This window comes from candidate division KSB1 bacterium, assembly GCA_034506255.1.
GTDB lineage: Bacteria > Zhuqueibacterota > Zhuqueibacteria > Zhuqueibacterales > Zhuqueibacteraceae > Coneutiohabitans > Coneutiohabitans thermophilus.
On sequence record JAPDPX010000012.1, the window covers coordinates 34,836 to 47,536 of the forward strand.

Sequence of the window (12,701 nt, forward strand, 5' to 3'; positions counted from 1 at the left end):
CTCAGGCCTCCGGCGATGAGGGCAACTGCCATGAAACGATCAGCAATCAACGCGCTGCAGCGCGAGGCTGTTGCTTTTTTTCAGCAACATCATTTTCATTTGCCGCCGTGGGCCTTCTGGACGCCGGACGACTGGTGGCGGAATCGCGGCCGCGCCCGGGAAGTGGTCGATAAAAAACTCGGCTGGGACCTCACCGATTTCGGCCTGGGCAGGTTTCGTGAGATGGGTCTCATCCTGTTCACGCTGCGCAACGGCAGGCCGGGTGAGGCGGGCGGCAAGGACTATTGCGAAAAGGTGATGATCGCTCAGCAGGAGCAGGTGACCCCGTGGCACTTTCACTGGCACAAGATGGAGGACATCATCAATCGCGGCGGGGGCGATTTGGTCGTTGCCGTCTGCCATGCCACGCCCGATGAGCAACTGGCGGACACACCGGTGACCGTGCTCACCGATGGCCTGCTCCGCACGGTCCCGGCGCAGGGCGAAATCGTTTTGCGGCCGGGCGAAAGCATCACCCTGCCGCCCCGCATGTATCATCAGTTCCATGCCGCTCGCGGCAAAGGCGCGGTGTTGATCGGTGAAGTCTCACGCGTCAACGATGATGACAGGGACAATCGTTTTCTCGCGCCCGTGGGTCGCTTCCCCACCATTGACGAAGACGAGCCGGTGTTGTATTATTTGTGCACGGAATATCCGGCCTGGCTCTCTGCGGAGACCGCAGAACACTGAGGCAGTCGCCGCCGGCTTTTCTCCGGCAGAATCTGCCTCCCGCGGCTGCAGACATGCTGCGGCTGTGCTGCGCGCAACGCATTCTCCCGATGAATCGTACCGCCTTGCAACGGAATCACTCCATGGCAACCCTTTTCGACACCACCTGGACACGCGCCGGGCTGCTCGCTCACGTCGGCGACATTCGCCAGCTCGCCGATGTTCGCCTGTGTGAGTTGACTGACGGCCCCGGTCGCAGCGTGCGCCTGGCGGAATTCAAAACCGGATCGGGCTTCAGCTTCACGGTGCTGCTCGATCGCGGCCTGGATATTCACGATGCCCATTACAAAGGCATGGCACTGGCATGGCAATCGGCCGGCGGCATCACTTCGCCGTTTTTGTATGAGCCGGAGGGCCTGGGCTGGCTGCGCACGTTTCATGGCGGCTGGCTGAACACCTGCGGCCTGAGTAATGCCGGCGCGCCCGGGAGTGACGAGCTGGGCGCATACGGCCTGCATGGCCGGCTTTCCAACCTGCCGGCGCAGCTGCTCGGTTGCGGCGGCCGCTGGCTCGGCGACGACTATGAGCTGTGGCTGGAGGGGTGCGTGCGCGAAACCGCGGTTTTCGGTTGCAATCTGCAACTGACGCGCCGGCTCACCACCCGTCTGGGCGAAAGCATGCTGCAAATCGTCGACACCATCGAAAATCTCGGTGATCGGCCCACGCCCTTCATGCTGCTTTATCACTGCAATTTCGGTTTTCCGCTGCTGGCGGCCGGCAGCCGGGTGGTGATCAACCAAAAATCGGTGCGGCCGCGTGATGCCGTGGCCCGCGCCGGCTTCGACTCGCATTTGGTCATCGACCCGCCCCAGCCCGGCTTTGCGGAGCAGGTTTTCTTTCATGAGGCAATGGCGGCGGCTGACGGCATGGTGACCGCCGCGGTCATCAATGAAGCCTTGCAATTGGCAGGATATGTTTCCTATCGCCAGCGCGAACTGCCCGAGTTGATCGAGTGGAAACAGATGGGCGCCGGCACCTATGTCCTGGGTTTGGAGCCGGCCAACTGCCTGGTGATGGGGCGCGCCGCCGAGCGTGAGCGCGGCACGCTGCGTCAGCTCGCACCCGGCGAAACCTGCGAGACCCTGCTGCGTCTGGGGGTGGTCGAGGGGCCGGACGCCATTGATCGGCTGATCAAGACCATCGGTGGCGAAGGGCGGTGATTGTAGTTTGGATTTTGGGGATGACTGGCTCTGCCGCTGCCGGCAGAAAACTCCCGACACACAGCGGCCTCTTTTTAGTCGGGCAATCGCCGGCAGCACTTTGCCGGACGGGAATGCCGTTTTCACGATTCACGAATCTCCTGCGGAACCGCGTGCCATGAGCATCCGCAATCTCGACTACGAATGTTATCTCGAGGCCGTCAACAGCCAGCGCGCTTATCAGCAGGACTGGCTGAAGACGGGCTATGCGCCGCGGGGATTCTATTTGAAAGATTTCTGTTTGATCCCGGAAGGCAGCGTTTATCATCTCTTTCACATTGCCGGGGTGCCGAATGTGAGCTGCTGCCTGCCCGGCAATGAAATCTGGTTCGGCCATGCCACCACCACGGACTTTCAAACCTGGCAAACGCACGAGCCATGCTTCTACATCGATCCCGACGGCTGGGACAACGGCCACGTGTTTGCCCCGTTTGTGATCGCGGCACACGGATGCTATTGGATGTTCTACACCGGCGTGACCGTTGAAAACACCCAGCGCATCGGGCTGGCAACTTCCACAGATCTGTTTCACTGGCAGCGCGTAGGCGGGCGGCCGGTGATCCGGCCGGAGGAATATGGCTGGGCCTTCTGCCCCACCGAGAAGGGCGCCGCCTGCCGCGATCCGCATGTGCTGCAGCAGGGCCGGGAATTTTGGCTCTACTATACCGCCGTGACCAAAACCGGTCGTGCCTGCATCGCCCGCGCAATTTCGACCGATCTGATCAACTGGCAGGACCGGGGGCCGGCCTATCTCGAAAAGGATTTGACGCATCCGGAATCATGCAACGTGCAGGAGTGGCGCGGGCAATACCTGCTCTTCTTCGGCGGCCACATCGAATCCTGGTCGTATGTGATTTCAGACAATCCGGCGCACTGGCCGGAGCAGGAGCGGCGGCCCATTGGCCGGGGCATCACCGCAATGGAAGTCATCAAACGCGCAGGTGCACGCTGGCTGGTGGGATACTTTCGTCTGGGCCTCGGGCATTGCTCGGACGGCTTTCGTCTGTTTCTCGGCGTGCTCGATTGGTCACAGCCACAACCGATGATTCAACAGATCAGCCATGCTGCAGCGTTGGCGGAATTCGGCTTCTGATCGTGTCGTGCGGTCTTTCCAGCACGAGGCATTCGAAATCGCGACACGCAACACACGGGAATTTAGCCGGCGTATTTCTTATGTCATGCCGGCCGCGCCGGCTGGGGCAGACAACCGCATTGACCGGCCGGCCACCGCGAACCCCGCTTGCTGTCATTTTGCTGAAATCCTGTCGGACACGGAGCATCATCCGCAACCGCGCGCTGATGGCAGTGCCAGGAATGAGGTCTGCAGCATAACAGGGCGGGTGATGATTTTTCATGCAACCGGAGAGCGCCATAAGCGTTCCCGGCCAAACCGGAAATCCACAAATTCACGGATGCTTCATGCGACCTTCCCCTTCCTGCTGCGCCATGTTCTGGTGGCTTTTGCTGCTGTTTTCATTCGCCTCTGCCCTGCCCCAACCTTCCCATCCCCGCCTGCTGGCCGATGCCGCTGACATCGCGCAGGCCAAGCGCTGGTACCGGCAGCATGCCTGGTATCGCCAAATCATCGACCGTCAGCAGGCGGAAATCGACCGTCTCCTCGAGCGCCGGCCGATTTACGTTTCGCCGGTGAAGCAAACTTATCAGTACAAGATGTACACTTGCCCCAGGCACGACGTGGAATTGCAGTACGAGTTGTTCCGGCCGCACGATCATCGCTGTCCGGTGGACACCACGGAGGTCTATCGCGGGGAAAAATACGATGCCGCCTGGTCCGGCTGGTACAATCGCGAGCTGGCCGGCTATCTGGTGTGGATGGGCATTCTGTATCAATTGCATGGCGAGCAGAACTATGCCGAGGCCGGCCGCGAAATCCTGATGCAATTTGCCGATCTCTATCTCAAGTATCCCATCACCAACACCATCCTTGGACCGGCGCATGTTTTCTTCGGCACGCTGTCGGAGTCATTCTGGGGCGTGGACATGGCGTATGGCTATGATCTGCTCTACAACTATGACGGCTTCACCCCCGCCGACCGGCGCAAACTCAAGGAGAAGCTTTTCTATCCGCTCGCCGAGATCACGCAAAAGTTTCCGGAGTCGGCCTCGAACCGCCAGCTCTGGTACAACAATGTTTCGGCCGCGGTCGGCTTTCTGTATGATGATCCGGTACTCATCGCTTTTGCCCTGAAAGGCCGCTACGGTTTCGAATGGCAACTGGGTTCGGCCACACCGGCGAGCGGCTTTTGGGCGGAGGGCCCGGGCTATCACTATGTCGCGTTGCGCGGCATGATTCACCTTGCCGAGATGGCGCGCCACAATGGCATCGACCTGTACCGCCGCAATCTCGCCGGCCGCACGCTGCAGAAGATGTTCGACGTGCCCTTCGAGCTGATCAAGCCGAACTATGAATTCCCGCGCATCAAGGACAGTGGCGGCGGCAACCTGCAGGAGTACGCCCCCTTTTATGAGATCGGCTATGCGCTTTATCGTGACCCACGCTATCTCGCGCTGCTGCATCTCACCACCGTCAAACGCGACACACAGGTGGTGGGCGAAGAATCGGGGCCGGGCAGCAAGCGCACGCCGATCTCAATGTTCAACCTCGTGCCCGAGCTGCCCTTCCCCGCGGACACCACCAGCATTTATCCCGAAGCGAGTTTCAACCTCGAAGGCAACGGCTTTGCCATCCTTCGCAACCGCGAGGGAGACAACCGGCGCTATCTCTACCTCGATTACGGCCTGATGGGTGGCGAGCACGGCCATCCCGACCGCCTGCAGATGGGCTACTATGCCCTGGGAGAAAACTGGATCGTCGATCCGCTCAATGAATCCTACTTCAATCCCAATCTGCAGCTTTGGTATCGCCAGAGCATTGCGCACAACACCGTGGTGCTGAACCAGACCTCGCAGACATGGGCCAACGGTTATGGCCGATTCTTCGGCGCGCTGCCCGCGCTGCAAGTGGCCTCCGGCGGAAGTGTAACCGCCTATCCGGGCGCCACTCTCACCCGCACGCTGCTGCAGGTGGGCGACTACTTCATCGATCTGTTCGACGTCGACTGCCCGGAAGAGCGCCTGATGGACTGGCCGCTGCACAGCTTTGGCCGGCTCGAGATCAGCGGGGTCGCTCTTGAAGCACAACCACGCAATCGTTTCGGCCATCCGCCCGGCATCCCGGGCTATGATCAGCTCAGGGACATTCATGCCGGCAAAACCGATGGCCCGTGGCAGGCGAAATTCACCTTGCCCAACGGCAAGTGCCTGCTGGTGCTGGCCGTCGGCGAACCCGGCACCGAAGTTTTTCAGGCGATGACTCCGCCGATCGGCGGGTTTTACAAACAAATGGTGCGTGATCCACAGCCGGTGCCCATGCTGATGAGCCGGCGTCGCACGGCCAGCACGCGCTTTGCGCATCTCATTCATGCTTTTCAGCCGACACCCGCCGTCAGCGCGTTCGACAAGACGGAGGCCGCCAACACCTATCGTATCCACCACGCCCGCGGCGAGGATATTCTGTTTGCGGAAGTGGTGCGTTCGCGCTACTGGCTGCTGCGCCGCACCGCCGATCATCCCACGCTGCTGGCCGGCTTCAATCTCAACGAAGTGAAATGGCGGGAGACCACACTGTTTTCCTCCCCGCTGCCACTGGAAAAATTTGAATGTGCCTGGCAGGGCGAGAAACTGGTGTTGCTGGCGCCCGCACAATATGGCCGTCTGAAGCTCTGGGCGCCCGCCGCCAAAGTCGTGCACCTGAACGGCAAGCCCGTCACTTTCCGGCGGGAGGGCGACTATGTCATCGTGCGTCAACCCGAAGGTGTCGTCCTGCAAATTGCCGACACCACACTGTTCCTGGGCATGAAGAACCAGTTGACGATTCGCGTGCTGAATCCTACCGGCCGGCCGGTGAGTGGCCGCGTCAAACTCTCGCTGCCGGCGGACTGGCCGGAGCAGGTGCGCAGCCAGCTCGAGTGGTGGGGCGGCATCGTGAATTTACCCGCCTGGAACAAGGGACCGGTGCAGCGGCAGGCGCAGCCGGTTGCCAATCCCCGTTACGTCGGTTGGCTGCATGGCCAGCTTTCCGAAATCAAAGACATTCCCGCTGGTGGCGTTGTGGAATTCCTCCTGCCCATCACCATTCCGAATGCGGCGCCCGCCGTCACTTACACCGTGCAGGTCAGTTTTGGCACCAACACCTGGGTGCGGAAGTTGCGCGTCACCGCACCGGTCACCGCGGACTTGCTGCTGCCGAATGCGGAAAAAGAAACATTGCTGCTTGCTCTCACCAATCACACCGCGCAAACCCTGTCGGTGCAACCGCGACTGCTCACGGATCCCGCCTGGCAAATCTCCGCGCCGCCGGCCGCGGCTGTCAGCCTGGCGCCACACACCACGCAGAAACTGATGCTTCCCTGCAAACTCTCCGCGTACAACGCAAAGGAACAGCTCTATCCCGTGCGGCTGCAGTTGCGCTGTGGGAATTTTCAATCCGAAACGGTGCGGGATCTCTATGTCGGCGTGGCCCACTACGCCGCCACCCCGCCGGCGCTGCAGGGCAATTGGGAAGGCTGGAACCGCCGCACTCCCATGACCATCGACAAGGCGAATCAAGTCTGCCGGCTGCTCATGGGCAATCAACCCTGGCTGGGCCCGCAGGATTTGTCGGCGAAGGTTTATGCCATGTACGATGAGGCGTATCTCTACATCGGCGCCGAAGTCACGGATGAGGTGGTGATCACGCACTGGGATTTCCCGGTGATGAGCTATCCCTGGGACACCGACTGCATGGAGGTCATGCTCGACACCCGCACCAATTCCGAACAGGGCCATGATCCGCCCACACCGGGACTGTTCCGCCATCTTTCCCTGGCGGAATATCGCATCACTGACTTCGGTGCGAAACAATGGCAGGGGGGCGGTGCCGGCGGGCCTTTGCTGCCCAAGCCCAATTTGGTGCCCGATGCCGAAACCTACTTCACCCGCACGGCACAGGGCTACAATCTCATTTGCCGTTATCCGCTCGCCAGCTTGCAGGGGGTCAGAGCCGAGCCGGGTTGCAAGATCGGCTTCGACATCGCGATTAACGACAATGACGGTTTGAACTATCGCAAGAATCAGCACATTTGGGCGGGATTCACGCAGAATCAATCGTGGTGGGATGTGGGCACCATCGGGGCACTGGTGTTCGGGCCGAAATAAAACGGGGGCCGTGCCGGATATTTGCGCGCGCACCCGACAATCCACCAGCGCGGAAGATGAGACATGCCAGCTTATGACGTCGTCGCTGCCGGCCACCTTTGTCTGGACATCATCCCTCCTTTTGCCGCGGCCAGCCAGGCGCCGGCCCGCCTCCTGCAGCCCGGCAAACTGCTGCACGTCGGGCCGGCCGTGCTGAGCACCGGCGGCGCGGTGTCGAACACCGGCATTGCGTTGCGCAAACAGGGCTGCCGCGTGGCGTTCATGGCGCAGGTGGGGGATGATGCGTTTGGCCGGATCATCATCGCGAAGATGGCAGAATGGGGCGGGGTCGACGGCATCGCGGTCGATGCGGAACACGGCAGCTCGTATTCCATCGTGATTGCGCCGCCCGGAGTCGACCGCATCTTCCTGCATCATCCCGGCTGCAATGATTTCTTCAACACGCAGCGCTTGCATTGGGAGATCATTCAAGCCGCGCGGATTTTTCACCTGGGCTACCCGCCGCTCATGCGTTCGCTCTACGCGGATGACGGCCAGGGTCTGGGGGAGATGCTGGCCAGGATCAAGGCGCTGGGGGTGACCACCTCGCTGGACATGGCAATGCCCGATCCCGACAGCGAGGCCGGCCGCAGGAGCTGGCGGAGCTGGCTGCACCACGTCATGCCGCACGTCGATTTTTTCCTGCCCAGCATCGACGAAATGCTGTTGTTGTGGGACCGCAAAGCGTGGGAAAAGTGCCGGCAACGCAGCGGCAGTTTTGTCGAAGCCGTGGCGCTGGCGTGCTACCGCGAGATCGCCGCGGCCTTGCTTGCGTTGGGTTGCGGGGTCGTGATCTTGAAGGCCGGGCCGCGCGGCATGTATTGCCGCAGCAATGATGCCGCCCGCTTGCGCAGCATTCCGCTGCTCGCAGCCGGCGCGCCCCAAACCTGGGCCCACCGCGAAATCTGGGCTGCCGCGTTTCAGTCGGACAGCATACAATCCGCCGCGGGTGCCGGCGATGCCGCAGCGGCCGGCATCCTGGTTGCCCTGCTGCACGGCAAATCGCTGGAAGAAACCCTGCAATTCGGCAATTGCTTGGGCTGGCAAAATCTGCGCGCGCTGGATACCGTCAGCGGCATCGGCACCCTGGCGGAAACGCTGGCACTGCTGCCCGCGCTGCCGGTGCACGCACCGCCATTTCTCGATGAAAACTGGCATGCGACTGCCGCGCGCGGGGTTTGGGAGAGAAGTCCATCATGACGCGAGGTGTCCGTCTCGCAGTGCAGCCATGCGGGTCGCGCATACTGGCAACAACCCGGCAGGGCATCTTGCCGGAGACCTCTCTGGAACGGCACCCGATCAGGCTCAACGGTGCTGCGAATGAACAGCCTGGTAAATTGCAATTCGTCTTTGCATCAATTTCATCGCGGCAGCAACCTTCCACTTCGTGTTGATGGCTCCCGCGTGATGACGGCCATTTCAGTCACGGCACAACCAGCACACCTTACGGCATTCATCAAACACCATGACCCTTCCCAATTCAATCAACACAGTGGCCGAACTTGAAGAAGTCATGACCACACCCGGCGCGGCTTTGATTGCCGCCCTGCGGGAACTCCCGGGCGATCTGCTGATCCTCGGCACCAGCGGCAAGATGGGCCCCTCGCTGGCGCGCCTGGCAAAACGTGCCAGCGACCAGGCGGGCATACGCCGGCGTGTCATCGGGGTGGCACGCTTCGCCAATGGCGTGGCACGCCAGGCCCTGGAACAAGCCGGCGTGGAAACCATTGCCTGTGATCTGCTCGACCCCGGGGCGATGCAACAGTTGCCCGAGGTCGAAAACGTGGTGTACATGATCGGCATGAAATTCGGCACCACCGGGCGCGAAGCCGGGACCTGGGCGGTCAATGCCTACCTCGCCGCGGTGGCCGCGCAACAGTTCAAACACAGCCGCATCGTCCTGTTCTCCACCGGCAACGTCTATCCCCTCACGCCGGTGAAATTCGGCGGCTGCACGGAAGACGATGCTCCCGGCCCGCTCGGCGAATACGCGCAATCCGCGCTGGCACGCGAGCGTCTCTTTGAATATTTCTGCCGGCAAAATCACACGCCGGGGGTGATTCTGCGGTTGAATTATGCCATCGATTTGCGCTACGGCGTGTTGCTGGACGTCGCCCAAAAAGTCTACAACGGCCAGGACATTGATTTGAGCATGGGGCACGTCAACGTCATCTGGCAGGGCGATGCCAACACCGTGGCGCTGCGCTGCCTGGCGCATGCCCAAACACCGCCGCTGCTGCTCAATGTGACCGGCCCGGAAACGGTTTCCATTCGCCGGCTGGCCGAGAAATTCGGGGAATTGCTCGTCCGCACACCGGTCTTTGTGAATGAGGAGGCGGAGACCGCGCTGCTCAGCGATGCCGGTCGCATGTTCGCCAAGTTCGGCTATCCCGTGATAACCCTGCAGCAGATGATTGCCTGGACCGCGCATTGGGTCAAAATCGGCGGCCCGACTTTGAACAAGCCCACCCATTTCGAAACGCGCACCGGCCGCTTTTGAATTTCCCGAAGGATCCCGCCATGCCACCCCTCCCTCCTGCCGACATTCTCGCCGCCCTGCGCCGCGGCGTGGTGATTCCGGCACATCCGCTGGCGCTCACCTCCCAACGCCGGCTGGATGAGCGCCGGCAGCGCGCCTTGACTCGCTACTATTGTGCGGCCGGCGCCGGCGGCGTGGCCGTGGGCGTGCACACAACACAGTTTGAAATCCGCGACCCCAGGATCGGGCTTTATGAACCGGTGCTGGCTTTAGCGGCCGACACGCTTGATCACATCGAAGCGCGCACCGGCATCCGCCATATTCGCATCGCCGGCATTGCCGGGCCCACACCCGCCGCGGTGCGCGAGGCCCGCCTGGCTGCCGATCTCCACTATCATCTCGGCATGGTGAGCCTGGGCGCCCTGGCCACCGCCTCCGAGGCCGCGCTGGTCGCCCATTTACGCGCGATCAGCGAGATCATTCCCATCATGGGTTTCTATTTGCAACCGGCAGTCGGCGGCCGCCGCCTCCGTTTCGATTTTTGGCGTGCCGCGGTCGAGATTGAAAATCTGCTGGCCATCAAAATCGCGCCTTTCAATCGCTACGACACCCTTGACGTCCTGCGTGCCGTGGCCGCCTCCGGCCGGGGACATGAAATTGCCCTGTACACCGGCAACGATGACAACATTGTGATCGATTTGCTCAGTGGCTTTCGCTTCACCGCCGGCAACCAGGCCCGCACCTTGCGCATGGTCGGCGGGCTGTTGGGACATTGGGCGGTATGGACCAGGCGCGCGGTGAAACTGCTCGCGGAAATTCATGCGGTGGTGCAACAGCAGCAGGCCATCCCCGCAGCGCTGCTGCTCAAAGCACATCAGATCACCGACTGCAATGCCGCCTTCTTTGATCCGCACAACAATTTTGCCGGTTGTATTGCGGGCATTCACGAGGTGTTGCGGCGGCAGGGTTTGCTGGCAGGAAGATGGACGCTGAATCCCGCGCAGGAGCTTTCTCCCGGTCAACTCGCGGAAATCGACCGGGTCTATGCCGCTTATCCGCATCTGAACGATGACGAATTTGTCCGGGAGAATTTGGAGGAGTGGTTGCAGTGAGAAGCTGTGGCCGCCGGCGGGCATTGCCCCGGCACGCCGGGTGTTCTGTCAGCTTGCTGCGAAGAAGTGCCCCCCGACGCATCATTCAAGACGGAGCCTCTGAAACCTCCAGCCCGGCACCCGATTGTTCACGGGAGTCTGCAGCAAGATCCCGCCGGTGACCCTTTCTGTGCAGTCTGAAAGTGCGAACTCTCGAGAAAATGCGCTCGCAATGGCCCGGCCGTTGCAAAAAAATTTTCAGGCTTTTCACAACTGCTGGCGTTTGGGGAGAGACACGATCAAGCCAGCAATCATGGCAAGCAATCGCCTGCTTGCGGCTTGCTCTTCTCCGCCGGGGGATTGATCCGCAGGCTTTTTCATTGTTTTCCCGTCTTGCCCTTGATGCGCAGCAGTTGTACCGCCTCCGGTCTGCGCTTATAGAAGTCATCCAGGGGATAACACCCTGAGGGCAGGCCGTTGCGCGGGGCCGTGGTGCAGTCGCTGAAAGTGCGGCAGAGGCGTTTGCGGGCGAGCGGCCGGCCGGCGAGTACATCGGCGGGCAGCTCGGGATAGGACAGCACCATTCTCCCCAAACCGACAAAGTCCGCCAGGCGCCGGCGGATAACGGCCTGGGCAACATGCGGCAGCCATTCCTGCAAATAGGTGTAACCTGAGCCGACGAAAATCAGGTCCGGGCGGTATTGTTTGAGCTGGGCGGTCACGGCGATTTGGCGCGCGACGCCGGCGAGCGGATCCTCCGGCGGCAGATAGCCGTCGCAGGGTGGGAAATAAGCCGGTCGTTGAATGTGGGGATTGTAGTAGGGGCTGCCGGCGGTCACGCAAACCAGCTCGATCTGCAAGCTGGCGAGCAGGTCCAGAAAGGCGCGCGGCTCGGTGAGATCAATGTGCAGACCGCTGGCATCAGCGCCAAAGGCAAAGGGGCAATCTCCCTCCGCCGGTCTTTCCGGTTCGCCCACGCCCTGGGCACCGGCCCGATACGGCAAAAAATCGAAGGCGCTCAGACGCACGCCGATCGCCAGGCCCGGTGCCTGGGCGCGGATGCCGGCAACCAACTCGCGCAGAAAGCGTGTGCGATTCTCGAAACTGCCGCCATAGCGGCCGGGCCGCCGCACCGCACTGAGAAATTCATGTCCGAGATAGCCGTGGCAATGTTTCAGGTCGACAAAGGCAAAACCGGCCGCCTGAGCCAGCCGCGTTGCCCGCACGAAATCATCGATCAGCCGCGCCACCTCCTCATCACTCATGACCGGATGCTCGGCACGCAGCCCCACGCGCCGATCGAGCACGGGATGATGATAAAGTATCTGCGGCTCGGGCCGGTCATGGCGGTTGGGTTTGCTGAAGCGGCCGGAATGCGTCAATTGCAGGCCCACGAGCAGATCGCTGCTGCTGCCGAAATGGCGTTCATGTGTTTTGACCAGCGTCTCCCGCAATTTTGCCAACTCGGGCAGGTTGGCCGGGGTGATGAGCAATTGATTGGGATTGGCGCGACCATCGTGCCGGACGGCCACGGCCTCGCCGCCCCAAATCAGCTTGGCGCCACTTTGGCCAAAGCGCTGCCAGCGGCGGTAAGTGGCCGCGGTGGGCCGGCCCTCGGTAGTGCCGTCCCAGCCCTCCATTGGCAAAATACAGAAACGGTTGCCGATGGTGAAGCCGTTGTGGAGCACGCAGGGTTGGGCGAGCGGGGCTGCGGCGCCGCTTTCCAGCCCGCTTTCCAAAGGGAGTTGCAGCCCCAGTTCGCCAAGATAATCCTGAAACTCTGCGAGCGTCTTGAAAGAAGCGATGCGGCGGTATTTCATGCAGCCTCATCTGCGCAATCGAGCGTGGAATCAGTAGCCAAAGGCAAAAATGGCGTCAGCCGAAAAGCCGCCGGGCGCCTGAAACTTT

8 protein-coding genes are annotated in these 12,701 nt (G+C 61.6%); 7 read left to right on the forward strand and 1 reads right to left on the reverse strand.

Going from position 1 to position 12,701, the window contains the following annotated elements; translation table 11 throughout:
* The first annotated feature begins 30 nt into the window (after positions 1-30).
* From ONB52_20455 to ONB52_20485, 7 genes are all read left to right on the forward strand, one after another.
* On the forward strand, positions 31-729 hold the full coding sequence (locus tag ONB52_20455) for a D-lyxose/D-mannose family sugar isomerase (protein ID MDZ7418504.1): 699 nt from the start codon (positions 31-33) through the stop codon (positions 727-729).
* Positions 730-851: 122 nt separating this feature from the next.
* Positions 852-1,928 carry an aldose 1-epimerase family protein gene (locus tag ONB52_20460; protein ID MDZ7418505.1) on the forward strand — a complete coding sequence of 359 codons (1,077 nt, stop codon included), beginning with the start codon at positions 852-854 and terminating at the stop codon, positions 1,926-1,928.
* Between the two features lie 157 nt (positions 1,929-2,085).
* The gene (locus ONB52_20465; protein ID MDZ7418506.1) at positions 2,086-3,060 is read left to right on the forward strand and encodes a hypothetical protein; all 975 of its coding nucleotides are present in this window, start codon (positions 2,086-2,088) and stop codon (positions 3,058-3,060) included.
* 326 nt (positions 3,061-3,386) lie between these two features.
* Positions 3,387-7,184, forward strand: coding sequence for a heparinase II/III family protein (locus ONB52_20470; GenBank protein ID MDZ7418507.1), 3,798 nt, complete (start codon positions 3,387-3,389; stop codon positions 7,182-7,184).
* 63 nt (positions 7,185-7,247) lie between these two features.
* A complete protein-coding gene (locus ONB52_20475) occupies positions 7,248-8,423 on the forward strand; it encodes a carbohydrate kinase family protein (GenBank protein ID MDZ7418508.1) in 1,176 nt (391 codons plus the stop codon).
* A 265-nt stretch (positions 8,424-8,688) separates the two neighbouring features.
* On the forward strand, positions 8,689-9,723 hold the full coding sequence (locus tag ONB52_20480) for an NAD(P)-dependent oxidoreductase (protein MDZ7418509.1): 1,035 nt from the start codon (positions 8,689-8,691) through the stop codon (positions 9,721-9,723).
* A 20-nt stretch (positions 9,724-9,743) separates the two neighbouring features.
* A complete protein-coding gene (locus tag ONB52_20485; GenBank protein MDZ7418510.1) occupies positions 9,744-10,814 on the forward strand; it encodes a dihydrodipicolinate synthase family protein in 1,071 nt (356 codons plus the stop codon).
* Positions 10,815-11,170: 356 nt separating this feature from the next.
* On the opposite strand, the gene ONB52_20490 is transcribed toward ONB52_20485, so the two are convergent.
* Positions 11,171-12,613, reverse strand: coding sequence for an NADH:flavin oxidoreductase (locus ONB52_20490; GenBank protein ID MDZ7418511.1), 1,443 nt, complete (start codon positions 12,611-12,613; stop codon positions 11,171-11,173).
* Between the last annotated feature and the right edge of the window lie 88 nt (positions 12,614-12,701).

Excerpts from the sequence above, each read along its gene's own strand:
- ONB52_20465 (MDZ7418506.1), top strand. The coding sequence starts at position 2,086 with ATGAGCATCCGCAATCTCGACTACGAATGTTATCTCGAGGCCGTCAAC.
- ONB52_20460 (MDZ7418505.1), top strand. The coding sequence starts at position 852 with ATGGCAACCCTTTTCGACACCACCTGGACACGCGCCGGGCTGCTCGCT.
- ONB52_20475 (MDZ7418508.1), top strand. The coding sequence starts at position 7,248 with ATGCCAGCTTATGACGTCGTCGCTGCCGGCCACCTTTGTCTGGACATC.
- ONB52_20485 (MDZ7418510.1), top strand. The coding sequence starts at position 9,744 with ATGCCACCCCTCCCTCCTGCCGACATTCTCGCCGCCCTGCGCCGCGGC.
- ONB52_20455 (MDZ7418504.1), top strand. The coding sequence starts at position 31 with ATGAAACGATCAGCAATCAACGCGCTGCAGCGCGAGGCTGTTGCTTTT.
- ONB52_20480 (MDZ7418509.1), top strand. The coding sequence starts at position 8,689 with ATGACCCTTCCCAATTCAATCAACACAGTGGCCGAACTTGAAGAAGTC.
- ONB52_20470 (MDZ7418507.1), top strand. The coding sequence starts at position 3,387 with ATGCGACCTTCCCCTTCCTGCTGCGCCATGTTCTGGTGGCTTTTGCTG.
- ONB52_20490 (MDZ7418511.1), bottom strand. The coding sequence starts at position 12,613 with ATGAAATACCGCCGCATCGCTTCTTTCAAGACGCTCGCAGAGTTTCAG.